At 54.1% G+C, this 15,623-nt stretch carries 15 protein-coding genes; all 15 read left to right on the top strand.

Going from position 1 to position 15,623, the window contains the following annotated elements; genetic code table 11:
- Nucleotides 1–122 precede the first annotated feature (122 nt).
- On the top strand, nt 123–680 hold the full coding sequence (locus CUN67_RS12755; protein WP_208715709.1) for a terminase small subunit: 558 nt from the start codon (nt 123–125) through the stop codon (nt 678–680).
- A 1-nt stretch (nt 681) separates the two neighbouring features.
- Nucleotides 682–2,277, top strand: coding sequence for a terminase family protein (locus CUN67_RS12750; protein WP_208715708.1), 1,596 nt, complete (start codon nt 682–684; stop codon nt 2,275–2,277).
- Complete coding sequence (locus CUN67_RS12745) at nt 2,277–2,492, top strand: hypothetical protein (RefSeq protein ID WP_208715707.1); 216 nt, start codon at nt 2,277–2,279, stop codon at nt 2,490–2,492. The genes CUN67_RS12750 and CUN67_RS12745 overlap by 1 nt, the downstream gene beginning before the upstream one ends.
- The gene (locus CUN67_RS12740; protein WP_254711346.1) at nt 2,493–4,106 is read left to right on the top strand and encodes a portal protein; all 1,614 of its coding nucleotides are present in this window, start codon (nt 2,493–2,495) and stop codon (nt 4,104–4,106) included.
- On the top strand, nt 4,103–4,393 hold the full coding sequence (locus tag CUN67_RS12735) for a Bbp19 family protein (RefSeq protein WP_208715706.1): 291 nt from the start codon (nt 4,103–4,105) through the stop codon (nt 4,391–4,393). The genes CUN67_RS12740 and CUN67_RS12735 overlap by 4 nt, the downstream gene beginning before the upstream one ends.
- 52 nt (nt 4,394–4,445) lie before the next feature.
- On the top strand, nt 4,446–5,384 hold the full coding sequence (locus CUN67_RS12730) for a hypothetical protein (protein ID WP_208715705.1): 939 nt from the start codon (nt 4,446–4,448) through the stop codon (nt 5,382–5,384).
- Nucleotides 5,385–5,530: 146 nt separating this feature from the next.
- On the top strand, nt 5,531–6,382 hold the full coding sequence (locus CUN67_RS12725; RefSeq protein ID WP_208715704.1) for a phage capsid protein: 852 nt from the start codon (nt 5,531–5,533) through the stop codon (nt 6,380–6,382).
- A gap of 10 nt (nt 6,383–6,392) precedes the next feature.
- Nucleotides 6,393–6,665 carry a hypothetical protein gene (locus CUN67_RS12720; RefSeq protein WP_208715703.1) on the top strand — a complete coding sequence of 91 codons (273 nt, stop codon included), beginning with the start codon at nt 6,393–6,395 and terminating at the stop codon, nt 6,663–6,665.
- Nucleotides 6,666–6,708: 43 nt separating this feature from the next.
- On the top strand, nt 6,709–7,134 hold the full coding sequence (locus CUN67_RS12715) for a hypothetical protein (protein WP_208715702.1): 426 nt from the start codon (nt 6,709–6,711) through the stop codon (nt 7,132–7,134).
- Between the two features lie 3 nt (nt 7,135–7,137).
- On the top strand, nt 7,138–7,761 hold the full coding sequence (locus tag CUN67_RS12710; RefSeq protein ID WP_208715701.1) for a hypothetical protein: 624 nt from the start codon (nt 7,138–7,140) through the stop codon (nt 7,759–7,761).
- A gap of 9 nt (nt 7,762–7,770) precedes the next feature.
- Entirely contained in the window at nt 7,771–10,449 is a 2,679-nt protein-coding gene (locus tag CUN67_RS12705) for a hypothetical protein (protein WP_208715700.1), read from the top strand.
- Nucleotides 10,439–10,795, top strand: a complete 357-nt coding sequence (locus tag CUN67_RS12700) for a hypothetical protein (protein WP_208715699.1) — start codon at nt 10,439–10,441, stop codon at nt 10,793–10,795. Before CUN67_RS12705 ends, CUN67_RS12700 begins: the two co-directional genes overlap by 11 nt.
- Nucleotides 10,783–11,358 (top strand): virion core protein, T7 gp14 family, encoded by a 576-nt coding sequence (locus tag CUN67_RS12695; RefSeq protein ID WP_208715698.1) that lies wholly within the window; start codon nt 10,783–10,785, stop codon nt 11,356–11,358. Before CUN67_RS12700 ends, CUN67_RS12695 begins: the two co-directional genes overlap by 13 nt.
- A gap of 5 nt (nt 11,359–11,363) precedes the next feature.
- A complete protein-coding gene (locus tag CUN67_RS12690) occupies nt 11,364–13,850 on the top strand; it encodes a lytic transglycosylase domain-containing protein (protein WP_254711345.1) in 2,487 nt (828 codons plus the stop codon).
- Complete coding sequence (locus CUN67_RS12685; protein WP_208715697.1) at nt 13,847–15,622, top strand: hypothetical protein; 1,776 nt, start codon at nt 13,847–13,849, stop codon at nt 15,620–15,622. Before CUN67_RS12690 ends, CUN67_RS12685 begins: the two co-directional genes overlap by 4 nt.
- Nucleotide 15,623: the final 1 nt, after the last annotated feature.

The following is a 15,623-nucleotide window of genomic DNA, read 5'->3' as shown; positions in this document are numbered from 1 at the left end:
TTATAAAATTCTGCAAAAGCCATTCATGTAGTGGCTTTGACAGAATAAACACTCTGAATCCTGATGTGGTGGTATCGCTACATCACGGCAATATATCCGACAAAGCAGCAGGAAATTCTAAAATGGCGCTCAACGACAAGCAGGAAATGTTTTGTCGCGAGTACCTTATCGACCTGAACGCAACTCAAGCGGCTATTCGAGCAGGGTACAGCGAGAAGACTGCTAAAGAGACAGGTTACGAGAACCTCACCAAACCTCACATTCAGGAGCGGATTTCAGCGCTTCAGGCTGCGCGTAACGAACGCGTGGATATCGATGCTGATTATGTGCTTCGCCGCCTGGCTGAAATCGACCAGATGGATGTGCTCGACATCCTGAATGATGACGGTGGTATCAAGCCAATCAGCGAATGGCCGAAAGTCTGGCGCACCACGCTGAGCGGTCTGGATATCAATACCAGTATCACCAACTTCGACGAAACGACGACTGAAAACATCCTCAAGAAAATTAAATGGCCTGACAAGGTTAAGAACCTTGAGCTGCTTGGCAAGCACGTCAATGTGCAGGCATTCAGGGAGAAAGTTCAGACCGAGCATTCTGGCGAAGTCACTGTTAAATCCGAAGACCTCAACACCATAGCCCGCCGCCTGGCATTCACTCTTACCAAAGCGATGAAGTGATATGAGCATATCGTTCGATGATGTTCTGGAGCGCCTGAAAACGCTGTCGCCGGAAGAGCTGAAGGCTGTCGAAAAAGACGTGATGGCAGCTACTGAGGGTATGTCATGGGTGCCGAATCCCGGCCCTCAGACGGATGCTTACTACTGTGAAGCTGACGAACTGTTCTATGGCGGACAGGCTGGCGGCGGCAAGAGCGCGCTGATTAATGGCCTGGCTGTCACATCGCATGAGCGCTCACTGATTCTGCGGCGCATCCGTGGTGATGCCCAGAAGCTGGCCGAGGCCGAGCTGATTGGCAAACTGTTCGATGGCGATCGCACTGGGTGGAATGGTTCAGACCTCGTGTGGCGCAGTGGGAAGCAGCTAATCCAGTACGGCGGCTGCGAGCTGGAAGAAGACAAGCAGCGCTACAAAGGCGACCCGCACGACCTGATTTGCTTTGATGAGGTCACTGACTTCCTCAAAGCGCAGTACGAATTCATCACCATCTGGAACCGCTCCACGACCAAAGGTCAGCGCTGCCGGGTGGTGGCAACAGGTAACCCGCCAACAAATGCCAATGGCCTGTGGGTTATTCAGCATTGGGGAGCATGGCTCGACCCGAATCACCCCAATCCGGCAAAGCCTGGCGAATTGCGATGGTATATCCGCAACGAAGCAGATGAAGAGGTTGAGGTTGATGGGTATGGCCCGCACGGCTATGCGCCAGATGGTTCGCCGATTCATGCAAAGTCGAGAACATTCATCCCTGCAAAGCTGAGTGATAACCCCGACCTAGCTCAGGACGGTGAATATTCACGAATACTGAACAGCCTGCCGAAAGAACTCCGCGACGCATACCGTGACGGCCAGTTCAGAGCCTCATTGCAGGACGAGCCTAATCAGGCAATCCCTACTGCGTGGGTTCAGGCAGCTATGAAGCGCTGGACTGAGGCACCACCTGTTGGCATTCCAATGAGCGCCATTGGGGTGGACGTTGCACAGGGTGGCTCTGATAACACAGTGCTTGCACCTCGCCATGACTCCTGGTTCGCGAGACTCATTAAGGTTCCCGGCAAAGAAACGCCAGGCGGCACTGATGTTGCCGGTCTGGTTATCTCAAAGCGTCGCGATGGCGCAAAGGTGATCGTCGATATCGGCGGTGGCTGGGGCGGCGATGCATACGCCCACCTCCGTGAAAACGGCGTGGATACCGTCTCATATATGGGCGTCAAAGCCTCACCTCGCAGAACGCAGGATGGCCTGCTGAAGTTTGCCAACGTGCGAACAGAGGCCTACTGGAAGCTGCGCGAAGCACTCAATCCTGACCAGCCGGGCGGCTCAACAATCTGCCTGCCTGATGACCCGACACTCCTGTCTGACCTTACCGCACCAACCTATGAGGTGAAACGCGGTGGCAACGGCGGCGGGATGATTCACCTCGAAGCCAAAGAATCGCTGGTTAAGCGTCTCGGGCGCTCTCCGGATGACGGAGACGCCGTGGTGATGTCGTGGTTCGACGGCATTAAGCAGGAACAAATCAGAGGCGGCTACCGTGTCAGAAGTGGCGCGCCAAAAGTAAATCTCGGTCATTCGAAGATGAAGAGGAATCGCTGATGGGCGGAGTAACAAAAGCAGTTGGCAATGTGGTCGGCAGCATTCTCGGTACAAGCACGCCAACCGTGCAGACCGAAGAGACGGAAGCGGCACCAACCGAGGATACCGATGCAGTGAAACAGGCACGCCTGCGCAGCATTGCACAGAGTCAGAGCCGAAGCGGTCGCTCCAGCACAATTCTTACCGGAAGCAGTAGCAATAAATTAGGTGGTTAAATGGACGCAAGAGCGCAGCAACTGATTAAAAACGGCGATCACCTGTTCAGTAAGAAATCGTCTCTGCTGTCGCTCTGGCAGGAAATCGCTGACAACTTCTATCCGGAGCGCGCTGACTTCACAATCACCCGCTCACTGGGCAATGAATTCGCCGATCATCTCATGACGAGCTATCCGGTGCTCGCGCGTCGTGAGCTCGGTGATGCGTTTGCTTCAATGCTTCGACGTGATAAGTGGTTCAACCTGAGCGTTGAAGGCAATCAGCCGGACCATTCATCGAAAGTCTGGCTTGAGGCGGCGCGAGACATTCAGTACCGGGCGATGTACTCCCGTGGTTCTCAGTTTGTCCGGGCCACCAAAGAAGGCGACCACGATTTCGCAGCGTTCGGGCAGTGTGCAATCACCGTTGAACTGAACAGAGATGCAGCTGGCTTGCTCTATCGTTGCTGGCACCTGCGTGATATCGCCTGGGCAGAGAATGGTAATGGTGAAATCGACACTATCCATCGCAAGTGGAAGCCAACGGCGCGAGCACTTCAGCAATTGTTCCGCGGCAAGATAAGCCCGCAGGTCACCGCTAATCTCGACAAAGACCCGTACCGGGAAATTGAGTGTCGCCACATCATTGTTCCCCATGATGACTATGCCATCGGCAAAAGCCGCGCGCCGTTCGTCTCGCTCTATATCGACTGCGAAAACGAATTCATCATGGAAGAAACGCCGGTGCTTAACCGGATGTACTGCATACCGCGCTGGCAGACAGTCTCGGGGTCACAGTACGCCTATTCACCGTCAACGATTGTTGCACTGCCTGATGCTCGCCTGATTCAGTCAATCACCCGGGTGCTGCTTGAGGCTGGCGAGAAAGCAGTAGACCCGCCACTGGTTGCTAACAAATCAGTGTTCCGCGATGACTTCAACCTGATGTCAGGCGGGATTACGTGGGCGGATATTGAAGGTGACCAGGACATCCGCAATCACATTGCTGAATTCACCAAGTCTGCTCAGTTACCGGCAGGCATGAATATCCGCGAAGACGTCCGCAACATGATTCACCAGGCTTTCTATCTGAACAGCCTGACGCTTCCGCAGACATCTGGCATGACCGCATATGAAGTAAGTCAGCGCGTGCAGGAATACATCCGCCAGGCGTTGCCGCTGTTCTCTCCGGTTGAGCAGAACTACAACGGCGAGCTGTGTGATATGACGTTCTCTTTACTGATGCAGGCTGGCGCGTTTGGTTCGAAGTATGACATCCCGCCAGCGCTTCAGGGGCAGGATGTTCAGTTCACCTTTGAAAGTCCGCTTCAGGCTGCGATTGGTCAGGAGAAACAGGGCCAGCTTCAGGCCACTGCCGGGATGCTCCAGATTGCAGCGTCCGTTGACCCCAGCGTTACCGCTGATGTTGATATCCGCACAGCATTCCGCGACGCGATGGATGGCTACGGCGTACCGGCTAAATGGCTGCGCAGTGAGGATGACGCCAACCAGATTATTCAGCAGCAGGCACAACAGCAGCAGGATGCAGCAGCAATGCAGTCTGTTCAGGGCGGTGCTCAGACACTTCAGACGGTGGCCGATGCAGCCAAATCATTCAATGAGGCCGCAGCATGATAAAGCCACCTGAGCCGTATCTGCCGTACAAATGGTCTGAGAATATCCCCTTTGTCTACGCCCTGAAAGCGATGGGGAAAGGCGTTGCAACCGAGTCACAGCAAAAGCTCATCCTCGCAGAACTGATGAGCCTTACCGGCTATTACGACCTGAGCTACCGGCCGGACAGTGAGCGTGATACAGCGTTTGCTGAGGGTAAGCGATTCATCGGTGCCCAGCTTGTCAAGCTGATAAACCTCTCGCCGGATGTAATCGAGAGTTCAAAGAAACCCCGCAAAACACGATAGCCCGCCACTGAGCGGGCTTTTTTATTGAGGTAATTCCATGATCTTCAGAAACATGCTTCTGAAATATTACGCCGCAGCCGATGAGAATGGTGATGGCGGTGCAGGTGGTGAGCCAGCAGCACAGGAGCAGCCAGGCGCAGAGACGGAGCAGGGTAAGCCGAATGGCGAACCTAATCTGCTCAACACACCTGAAAAAGAAGCTCCTGTTGCACCGCAGAAATTCCCGGACAACTGGCGTGACCAGCTTGCAGGCGATGACGCCAAATTCCGCAAGCAGCTGGAGCGCTATGCGTCACCCGAAGCGCTGGCTAAGTCGCACCGTGAGCTGCAGGCAAAACTGAGTTCCGGTGAATTCCGCGCAGCGAAGCTATCAGAAAATCCGACCGATGAAGAGGTGGCTCAGTGGCGCAAGGACAATAACGTCCCGGAGAAAGCCGCTGATTACCTCAATGACCTGCCGTCCGGCATTGTCCTGGGTGACGATGACAAAGACCGCGTGAATTCATTCCTTGAGGCAATGCACGGTAAGAATGTTTCCAAAGAAAACGTGCAGGCCGCCATCGAATGGAACCAGCAGATGGTTGAGCAGGAAGCGCAGGCCCGCTATGACCGAAATGTGGAAGCCCAGCAGAAGACTGAGGATGCACTTCGTCAGGAGTGGGGGCCGGAATATCGCCGAAACATCAATCTGATTAACGGCATGCTCGATGGTCTGCCCAAAGAAGCCAAAGATTTATTCACTGCAGCTCAGACTGCCGATGGCGTCAGCATCTTCAACAACCCCGAGATTGCCAAATGGCTGGTCGATACCGCGCGTGCCGTCAATCCGGTAGCAACTGTGGTGCCGGGCGCAAGCAATCCGAAAGCCATCACTGACGAAATCGCAGCCATTGAAAGCAAGATGAAAACAGATCCACAGGCCTACTGGAAAGACTCTCAACTCCAGAGCCGCTTAAACGAGTTGTACACCGCTCAGGAACGTCTGGGCTAATCACTTTCCCCTTTCTGTAATCACCGCACAGCACGACCCCATTTCTCAGATAACCGGCCCCTCTTCACTGAGGGCACCCCGCTATTGTCTGCCGGAACGGATACCTCGTCGGAGCGGAAGTAAATCTATCCGATGGAGACAATTTTATGTCTGATACCGCGTTTCAGAAACAGTACCGGCAGGAGTTCATCGCCGGTTTTGAGTTCGGTCAGTCCATGCTGCGTAGCACGGTAGTGACCGAGACCGTAATCAAGGGTAACGAAGCTGTGTTCCTGGTAGCTGACACCGGCGGCGCAGAGGCTGTTACCCGTGGCGTAAACGGCATGATCCCCGCTCGCGCTGACAACCTCGTGCAGAACTCGGCTATCTTGACCGAATGGCATGACAAACCGCGTCGCACCAACTTCAACATCTTCGCATCACAGGGTGATGGCCGCCGCATCATGCAGCAGGGCACCATTAAGGTGATGAACCGCAAAATTGATGATGTGATCCTGTCCAATCTCAACACTGCGACTCAGTCCGTAACCGTTAGCGGTACGGCGGCAGACTCCCGTCTGATTGCCGTTACCAAAGCGATTGCGATCCTGGGTAACAACGATGTTGACGTGGAAGAACAGGACAACATGTTCGGCGTAATGTCGCCTGCGTTCAACGCCTACCTGTACCAGAACAACCAGTTCACCTCTGCCGACTGGGTTGATGTGAAACCGTTCACTGGCCCGACGCGCAAAATGCTGCGCTGGGCTGGCGTGCAGTGGGTTGTTCACTCCCGCGTTCCTGGTGTTGGTACTGCCAACGAACATCTCTTTGTCTATCACCGCAACTCTATTGGTCATGCCGTTAACGCTGGCGATATGCAGGTGAAGGCTGGCTATAACGACGAAGACGATTACTACTGGGCGCGCACATCCATGTATATGGGTGGCACGCTGCTTCAGCCAAACGGCGTTGTGATTCTTAATCATGACGGCTCTGCAATGGTCGCTGACGCCTAAGGGGGAATAAATGGCATACGCAACAACTAACCCGCCTGCACTGCTTCAGGATCGCATCGGTGGCGGCGGCGCTGTCTGGTCGTACAAATCCACTGACACCATCGGCACTGTGCTGGCAGCCAACTATTTCACCAATGGTGAAGCGCTTGGCCTGAAAGCCGGTGACCAGGTGAATGTCATCGTGGATGCATCTCCTGCACTGATGTACCCGTGCTACGTGTCAGCTGTGACTGATTCCGGCGCAACCATCGTCCAGGTTAAAGCTGGCGCAACCGGCTATTGATAATCAGCCCCCTTAACGGGGGGCTTTATTTTCTGAGGTAGAAATGGCTCACATCATCCCTTCAAAGCTGAAGCTTGCAGAACACGCCCGCAACGAATTCCGCATTACTGCGACATCAGACCAGGACATTGAGTTGTTCCGCAATCCTGTTTCGTGGGCGCATCTCGCGCACCTGCTGAAGGCTGGCGACAAGGTAGAAGTGTTTGCAGACGACCGCACCTGGTATGCAGAAGGCGTCGTGACATCAGTTAAAACCGCCGCAGCAACAATTGAGTTCTATGTTGTCGAGCAGTTTGGCAAAGCCGAACCGCAGGATAAGAAAGACGACGGCAAGCCTTATGAAATCAAGTTTGCCGGACAGGCCAGATGGCGCGTCATCCGCAAGGCCGACGGTGAAGTCATGGAAGGAAACATCCAGACCAAAGAAGAAGCGCAGTCAAAAATGGAGTTGCTGATTAAAGAGGTGTAACCGATGGCTGTGGATCCGAACGTTCGACTCGCCGTTTATAACGATGCCCTCATCCTGTCGGGCGAGAGGATTCTCATTTCACTGAGTGAGAACCGGGAACCGAGGCGCATCCTTGATTCCATATGGGACAGCTCTCTCAAATACTGCCTTGAGCAGGGGCAATGGAACTTTGCCATCAGGGCTTCGCAACTGGATTACTCGCCCTCAGTTGAGCCGCCATTCGGTTACATCAGGGCTTTCGATAAGCCTGATGATTGGGTGAGAACGTGTTCTGTTGCATCTGACCCTTATTTCAATAACACCATCATCGATTATACCGATGAGGCCGGTTACTGGTACTGCGACCATGACGTTATCTACATCCGGTACGTTTCAAACGACGAGGACTACGGGAATAACGCATCAGCATGGCCTGAGACATACCGCGCTTTCATTGCTGCACGACTGGCGAAGTTAGCCTCTCCACGATTCCAGAATGGTTCCGATGCCCAGCTGATAGCTGCTGAATATAAAGACCGCCGATCTGATGCGCTGACCAAAGACGCATTGCAGGACCCGGTTAAGCGCGTACCTCCCGGTCAGTTTGTCAGATCCCGACGCGGTGCTCACGGCCCGTTCAGACGATAGGGTTATCCCATGCCACGCAATAACGTTGCGCTCCTGGCTTTCAACAGGGGCATTCTCTCGCCTTTGGCTTTAGCCAGGACGGACATTGAGCGCGTAGCTTTGTCAGCTGAAGTTCAAACCAACTGGATGCCACGCCTCCTCGGTTCAATGATGTTGCGCCCCGGACTCGGCTACATTGGACGCACTAAAGGTGACAGCAAAGCAAGATTTCTTCCGTTTGTGTTCGCAACCGATGATACCGCTCTGCTGGAGTTTACCGACAAGACGATGCGCGTTTGGGTTGATGATGAGCTGATTACGCGTGATTCGGTATCAACCGCGATCACGAATGGCAGTTTCACTACTGACCTTTCCGGGTGGACAGATGCAGATGGCTCTGCATCTTCCTCTGTCTGGTCTGCATCTGGCATGTCACTTACCGGTTCTGGATATACCAGCGCTGCGCGATATCAGCAGGTGACAGTAGCATCTGGCGACATTGGAAAAACCCACGCGTTGCGGATCACTATCGCCAGAGGTCCGGTGACATTGCGCATTGGGTCAACAGCTGGCGGCGATGATTACGTTTCAGAAACGTCCATGCTTGAGGGTGAGAACTCAATCGCTTTCGTTCCGACCGGTGACTTTTACGTCAGGTTTTCAAACTCAGCGACTTACCCTGTTCTGGTCAGGAGCGTTGCTGTAGAAGCATCAGGAACACTGGAAGTAGTAACGCCGTGGACTGAAAGTGATATCGGCAATATCAAATATACGCAGAGTGCAGACGTTATTTTTGTTGGATGCGATGGCTTCCAGCAGTACCGCATTGAACGCCGTGATAATGGCTCATGGTCAGTCGTTAAATATTACTCTGACGATGGTCCGTTTGAACTGATTAATACCACGGGAACTACCATCACGCCGAGCGCGATATCCGGTGAAATTACATTGACTGCGAGTGACAACGTATTCAATGCAAAGATGGTTGGCAGCCTGGTTCGCCTGGTATCTTCAGGGCAGCTGGTTAGCTCTACACTGACTGGTGAAGCGCAGTATACCGATTACATCAAAGTGACGGGTAGTGGTGACTCGCGGCGGTTTTACTATGCCGTTCAGAACTCTGATGCGGTTGGTACGCTGACACTACAGCGCTCTGTAGGCGATCCGGGCGCGTGGGTGGATGTCACCACCTTTGACGCCACTAACAAAAACACAAGCTATCTCGATGACTACGACAATACGACGATTTATTATCGTATTGGGTTTAACTCAGGAGATTACACCAGTGGGTCCGCAACGGTAAATCTGGAGTTTACCGGCGGAAGCATCACGGGCATTGCCCGCATCACTGGATATTCCTCAGCAACACTGGTATATGCAATCGTCCTGCAGGATATGGGTAACGCCAAAGAAACATCCAGCTGGTACCTCGGTTCGTTCTCTGCTTCCCGTGGTTATCCGACAGCCGTGGCTATCTATGAGGGCCGTCTCTGGTGGGCGGGTAGCGACAGAATTTACGGCAGCTACTCGGATGCCTATGCGTCATTCGATGACGGATACAACACGGTAGAGCAGGAAGCAGGTGATGCGAGTGGAATCAGCTACAGCATTGGTTATGGCCCTGTTGATACCATTAACTGGCTGTTGCCACTGCTTCGTCTTCTTGCCGGAACGCAGGGGTGCGAGGCTTCAATCCAGTCATCCTCATACGGCGAAGTCATTACCCCGGACAACTTCCACATCAAGTATCCCTCCACTCAGGGTAGCAACGCAGCGGGTGCAGTTATCCTGGATTCGCGTGGGATATTCGTCCATCGCAGCGGTCGCCGGGTATATGAGCTGTCGTATAGCAGCGACTCATACGATTACTCCAGCACTGACCTCACAGAAATGTGGCCTGAGTGCGGCGATTCGGTGATTACCCGCATTGCTGCCCAGCGCCTGCCTGATGATCGCATTCACTGCGTGAGAGAAGACGGCACGGTTGCTGTTCTCGTCCGTGACCCGTCCGAAGATATGCGGGCATGGATTGAGGTTGAGACAGACGGAACCGTTGAGGATGTCGTAACACTGCCCGGTGATGAGGAAGACAGAGTCTACTACGTGGTTAACCGCAATGGATTCCGGTGCCTTGAGCGTTGGGCGAAAGAGTCTGAATGCATCGGTGGGAATGTGTGCAAGCTGGCTGATTCTCATGTGGTTTATGAGGACTCAACTGGCAGCGGCGTTACCTCAATTTCCGGCCTCGATCACATTGAGGGGAAAACGGTTGTTGTGTGGGCTGACGGTAAAGATGCCGGTACACAAACGGTATCAGGTGGATCAATATCGCTCGGCGCAACATATAGCAATATCGTAGCGGGCCTCGCTTATACCGCCCAGTACAAAAGTTCAAAGCTAGCCTATGCGGCTGGTATGGGAACTGCGCTGGCGCAGCGTAAGCGCGTAGACCATCTCGCCCTCATCATGAGGAATACTCACTATCAGGGCATTAAGTATGGCTCTGATTTTGACCGCCTTGATGATCTGCCTCTCGAAGAAATGTTCTATCCAACTGAAAGCAACAAGGTCTGGGACTCGTATGACCATGATTCATTTGAGTTTGATGGAAGCTGGGATACAGATTCCCGCATCTGCCTTGAAGCCTCTGCTCCGAGACCTGTAACAGTCCTTGCTGCCGTAGTGAGCATAGCCACCCATGACAAGTAATCTCAGAACCGCAACAGCTGATGACGTTCGCGCGTGGTACGGAAGTGTTCCTGCCACGATGCGGGCGGTAATCCTTGAGGTTGACGGGCTGCCTACCGCTCTTGGCGGCGTGATGAAACAGAACGGAAACAATGTGGCGTTTATGGATATGAAACCAGAGGCTCAATCCGTGCCGTTCTCGCTGTGGAAAGGTTCGGTTAAGGCTTTAAAAGAGATTATCAGCCAGAGCGGAACGCCCGTGTATGCGCGGGTGAGTGATGAATTACCCACAGCCCCGGCATTTCTGAAGCGTCTGGGATTTGTGCCTGTCGATGAAAAGAATGAGGTGATGATATGGCGACGTTAGCGGCATCTGGTCTGGCGAGTATGGGGTCGTCAATTCTTAGCAGTGGTGTAGGTTCCTCCATTGCATCTATTGGGTCCGGCATCGCGTCGAAAGTTGCCAGTGCTGGCGTGATGAAGAACCTTGGCGGGGCGTCATCATTGCTTGGTGGTGTCCTCAGCGCTGCCGGTTCATCCAGTCAGGCAAACCAGCAGGCTGCGCAGTACGCTCAGCAGGCATCACAACTACGCACCCAGGCTAACAATGTGTATGCATCTGCCGCTCAACAGGCACAGCAGGAGAACAGCAAGGCGCAACAGGCAGAGTCAACATCACTCGCAAATGCGGCCGCTTCAGGTGCAAGCGGTAACAGCATATCAGCCGTTAACAACCGTGCAGATATTGCGCAGAAGGGCGAGCTTAATTCCCTGACGACACTTTGGAACGGTGAGAGTCAGATGAACTCACTGAAAAATCAGGCCAACGCACTGGATGCTCAGGCTAAGGCTTCAAAAAGCGGCGGCCTTTTGGGTTCTCTGTCTTCAATCCTCAGCACCGGATCATCGCTTTATAAAATTTACGGATAACCATTATGCCTCGTCTGCCATCTTCCAATGATCTTGACACTGTAACGCTGCGCCCGGCGACGGGTGTTGCCAGCGCTGACCTGAGTGCGCCATATCGTGCCACCCAGCAGATAGGCAACCAGCTTACTCAGATTGGCGAAGGGCTTGCCGATGATGAAAACAAACTGGAACTTGGCAAGGCTCAGTCTGACTTCTACCAGGCACAGACTGAAGTGCATGGAATGTTTCAACGGGACAATGACTACTCGACAATGCAGCAGCGCTATGACCAGGCAATGCAGAATGTCACAAACAGTGCAGTGTCAGGCATCAGCAGTGGCCGACTGAAATCTCAGTTTGATAACTGGGCGCGCCAGCAAACCGTTCAGGGTAGCGCTCAGATTCAGAACCTTGCATGGAACAAAGAGCGAGACGATAATCTTGCCCAGCTCGACACGCTTCAGGCCAACAACCTGAATGCGGCGATGTCTACAGGTGATGAGGCAACGCGCTCAGGTATTATTGATGCGACCAATAACGCTATCGTAGGTGCACAGCAGAAAGGCTATATCACTGCCCAGCAAGCCGTTAATCTGCGTCAGACATGGGCGCAGAACTACGCCAAAGGCTCTCTGGCGATGATGACGCCGGACCAGCGTATCAGCGCGTTACAGTCAGGGTCTGGGGTGGTGTCATTCATCCCGCCTGACCAGCGTCTGGAAATGGTACGCAACTCCGCTTTTGAGTCCACTGAGTTAAAGCTCGCCAGCCTGAAGCAGCCAAACGCAGATGGAACGGTAGATCTCAATTCACTTGATGCGAGCAGTGATGCGCTGACGAACGCCATTTTCCAACAGGAAAGCGGCAACAAACATCGCAACGCTGATGGTAGTCTGGTGACTTCACCGAAAGGTGCGCAGGGTGTAGGTCAAATCATGCCAGCCACCGGGCAGAATCCCGGATTTGGCGTTAAACCTCTTCAGGACAGTAGCGAGCAGGAAAACCGCCGTTTCACCGGAGACTACCTGAACGCAATGTTGAAGAAGTATGACGGTAATCAGGTTCTCGCCCTTGCTGCATACAATGCTGGCCCAGACAATGTTGACAGCTGGATTAAGCAGATTGGAGATCCGCGCAGTGGACAGGTAAGTAATCAGCAGTTCGCTGCAGCCATTCCGGTGAACGAGACACGTAATTACGTTTATCAGGTGGCGGACAAGGCCACCAAAGGCGCAGCCTATCAGGCAATCACTGACTCTCCTGACTTCGCAATGATGAGTCCGCAGCACCAGTTGCAGGTAACATCAGCGCTGGCATCCATGCGCAATCAGGATGCAACCCTTTCGCTGCGCCGTGACAACGCGGCTGCGAGCGCGGCTAACAGCATACAAATCCGCATTGCTAACGGCGAAATCCCCAGCAACAACGACTGGAATACATACAACCAGACCGTTGCCGGTACTTCATACGACGGCACCACACAAACGTTGCAGGCCATCACCGCCAGCACTCAGCATCTTTTCAGCCTCCCACCCGCACAGGCTCAGGCAGAAGTTGACCAGATGATGGTTAATCTGCGCCAGAATGGCGGCAATGATACACAGTACAAAGTTCTGAGCGCAGTACAGAGCAACCTCAACCAGCGGCGCACCGAACTCCAGAAGAACCCGCAGCAGGTCTATTCGCTGGACTCAGGCCAGCCGCTTCAGCCGCTCAGCGTGGATGATGCTTTGCAGCAGCCCGGCTCATGGGGCCAGGGTCTCGTTCAGCGACAGGTTAACTCTGATGCGATCGCACAGAAGTACGGCCCGACCGCCGGGAAGAATCTTCTTACCCCTGACGAGCTTCACAACACCCAGGATGCTTACGACAAGATGACATCTGACCAACGCATCCAGTTCTGGCGCAATACTCAGGCAAGCAGTAATCCGGCGATCGCGACCCGACTGGCCCGCGAAGTTGGTGGAGACTCTCTTCAGGTTGCGTCCGTTGCTGGCCTTGCAAACACGCCCGATGGTTACAGCACGGCGCTTTCTGTGGATAAGGGTTTCCGGCTCATCAACCCGGCTGACGGTGCGGCAAAAGTGAAATTCGGAACCGGATTTGATGATGACACAACGCGCGCCATCAAGTCAGAGTATCCCGGACTAAGCACCATGCAGATTCAGAGCATGTTACCAGTGGTCAAGGCTTATTACGCAGGTAGTGGCGGCGACCTCCAGAGAGTGCCAGATGACGATGCTCTGCATAAAGTCATCGGGACGCCGATTAAAATTGGTGACGCCTCCATTATTGTTCCGCCTGGCTCAAACGAAAACGCCTACAAAGACAACATCAACACAGGCATCAACAAGCTTGGCGAGTTCTCGCAGAGTGTGCGCAATGGCCTGAACAATGGGACCTATACGCTGGCCCCTGATGTTGATGGCAACCAGGTGCTTATCGCATCTGCTTCTCAGCGTAGGGTGATCGGCAATGATGGCAGGCCCGTTGTCTTCGAGGTGAGTAAATGAGTCTGCTTTACGACCCGCAACTTGAAGGTGAGCTTGATGCCAATGGCGGAGAGCGCCTTCGCCGCATTGATGCTGGTGCTTTTCAGGGTGTCGGAACGGGTATTGAAACCGGGCTTGAAAATGCAGGTACATCTCTTTCCCGTATAGCAGCCAATGTCGGCAATGTTCAGATGCGTGTTTCTGGCGCAGAGATGCTGGCAGGTGCAGCACTTACGGGTAGTGATGATGCTGAGAATGCCGGGGCTACCATGGCAACAGCGCCAGCGCCTACGGAATCACAGCTTCCGCAGTACAAAGCATTCGACAGTGAGCAGGTCGGCACGGTTGGGACGATCCTTGGCGGTCTGGCGCAGCAAACGCCATCACTGGTTGCCATGACGTTTAACCCGGTTGCTGGTGCAGTTCTGGCAGCAGCGCAGGGGCAGACCGAAGCTAAAGCAGAAGGTGCTCGCCTTGGCCTTACCGGGTCAGACCTTGAAGACTATGGCGGCGTTGGCGGTCTCACCGCTGGCATCGGTGCTGCAATTCCTGGATTCGCCGGGTTTGGCCGTGGTGCCATGCTTTACGGCTCCCGGTTTCTGCTTGGCGGTACAGCCAACACCGTGACGGGTGAGCTTGACCGCTGGGGCCGCGCTGCAATCCTGGATGATGCAGGCTTTCACGATCAGGCTCGCCAGATGCGTCAGTCGGATGCAGCAAGTCGTGTTACAGAGTTTGTCCTCGGCGGGGCATTTGGTTTGCTCGGCGGCAGAGCGAGAGGAGACGAGCCAGCGCCAGCTGTAAGGGATGATTCTCCAGAGCCTGTTACAGCACCTCTGAATGATGCCGGAACACCTGCGCAGGAAGTCCCGACCGCAAGAACACCTGCACTGAATGACCAGCCGTCATCTGATGCTTATACATCCAGCCTTGAAGGCAAGGCGTCACAGCTAATGTCCCGTGGCGATCGCAAGGTCTGGCAGTCAGAGGCAGCGAACAGCCAGCGCATCATCGACAACCTCACACAGCAGCGTAACGACATAACGTCTGTTGAGCCGAAAGGTTCTGGTAAGGCTCTGTCACAGGCTCGCCAGCAGCGCGCCAGTCAGTTGGCAGATATTGACCGGCAGATTGCAGAAGCTCAGGCGAGACTCAAGGATGCTACTGACACGTTGGCTCCTCATATGCCAGGCGGCGAGTTATATGAGGCCAAGGCTGAATTATCACGCATTCAGCAACGCCAGCGCGAGCAGCAGATCACTTACGGAAGCATTCATGAAGACGCGGCAACCGCGCATGTTCTCCATGACAACTACGTGACAGAGTCAGCGCCGGGGCTTGCGACGGATGGAATCAGTGAGACCGCACACGTCAGGGCCATGGATTCCGCTGGTGATTCTGTGCAAGCGGGCAGGGCAGTCGATGTAAGCGATCATATCGACGATAACAGCATCTTCCTTGCGCGCGGTGATATCGATGCAGGAACTCAGGCAAGGACTGAGATCGCCGGGGATGCATCTCAGCGCATTGACCGTGTCGCACAGGCTGCTGACTCGCAGGCTATCCCTGCGCCGGTTAAAGGCGAGCCTCGGCCTGGTGCAATCAGTGATGTGGTTGACAACCCGTTTGCAGCATTGCGTGAACAGGCGACAGCGCTGCGCGAAACACACCCTGATCTCGCTGATAAGCTCGATGCCCATCTGAACGAAATCGAAGCCACACACACCACATCAACGCAGGAAGCACAGCTATACGATGTGGCAGCCGCATGCGCCCTGAATTACGGAAATTGAG

The sequence above is a fragment of the Pantoea cypripedii genome (assembly GCF_011395035.1).
In the GTDB taxonomy this organism is placed as follows: domain Bacteria; phylum Pseudomonadota; class Gammaproteobacteria; order Enterobacterales; family Enterobacteriaceae; genus Pantoea; species Pantoea cypripedii_A.
Note: the sequence above shows the minus strand (reverse complement) of the source record. Positions and strands in the feature narration are given on the sequence as shown.

What these genes read in the sequence shown, in the direction of transcription:
- CUN67_RS12740 (WP_254711346.1), top strand. Translation starts at nt 2,493, where the DNA reads ATGGACGCAAGAGCGCAGCAACTGATTAAAAACGGCGATCACCTGTTC.
- CUN67_RS12735 (WP_208715706.1), top strand. Translation starts at nt 4,103, where the DNA reads ATGATAAAGCCACCTGAGCCGTATCTGCCGTACAAATGGTCTGAGAAT.
- CUN67_RS12685 (WP_208715697.1), top strand. Translation starts at nt 13,847, where the DNA reads ATGAGTCTGCTTTACGACCCGCAACTTGAAGGTGAGCTTGATGCCAAT.
- CUN67_RS12755 (WP_208715709.1), top strand. Translation starts at nt 123, where the DNA reads ATGGCGCTCAACGACAAGCAGGAAATGTTTTGTCGCGAGTACCTTATC.
- CUN67_RS12720 (WP_208715703.1), top strand. Translation starts at nt 6,393, where the DNA reads ATGGCATACGCAACAACTAACCCGCCTGCACTGCTTCAGGATCGCATC.
- CUN67_RS12725 (WP_208715704.1), top strand. Translation starts at nt 5,531, where the DNA reads ATGTCTGATACCGCGTTTCAGAAACAGTACCGGCAGGAGTTCATCGCC.
- CUN67_RS12715 (WP_208715702.1), top strand. Translation starts at nt 6,709, where the DNA reads ATGGCTCACATCATCCCTTCAAAGCTGAAGCTTGCAGAACACGCCCGC.
- CUN67_RS12705 (WP_208715700.1), top strand. Translation starts at nt 7,771, where the DNA reads ATGCCACGCAATAACGTTGCGCTCCTGGCTTTCAACAGGGGCATTCTC.
- CUN67_RS12700 (WP_208715699.1), top strand. Translation starts at nt 10,439, where the DNA reads ATGACAAGTAATCTCAGAACCGCAACAGCTGATGACGTTCGCGCGTGG.
- CUN67_RS12750 (WP_208715708.1), top strand. Translation starts at nt 682, where the DNA reads ATGAGCATATCGTTCGATGATGTTCTGGAGCGCCTGAAAACGCTGTCG.
- CUN67_RS12695 (WP_208715698.1), top strand. Translation starts at nt 10,783, where the DNA reads ATGGCGACGTTAGCGGCATCTGGTCTGGCGAGTATGGGGTCGTCAATT.
- CUN67_RS12690 (WP_254711345.1), top strand. Translation starts at nt 11,364, where the DNA reads ATGCCTCGTCTGCCATCTTCCAATGATCTTGACACTGTAACGCTGCGC.
- CUN67_RS12745 (WP_208715707.1), top strand. Translation starts at nt 2,277, where the DNA reads ATGGGCGGAGTAACAAAAGCAGTTGGCAATGTGGTCGGCAGCATTCTC.
- CUN67_RS12710 (WP_208715701.1), top strand. Translation starts at nt 7,138, where the DNA reads ATGGCTGTGGATCCGAACGTTCGACTCGCCGTTTATAACGATGCCCTC.
- CUN67_RS12730 (WP_208715705.1), top strand. Translation starts at nt 4,446, where the DNA reads ATGCTTCTGAAATATTACGCCGCAGCCGATGAGAATGGTGATGGCGGT.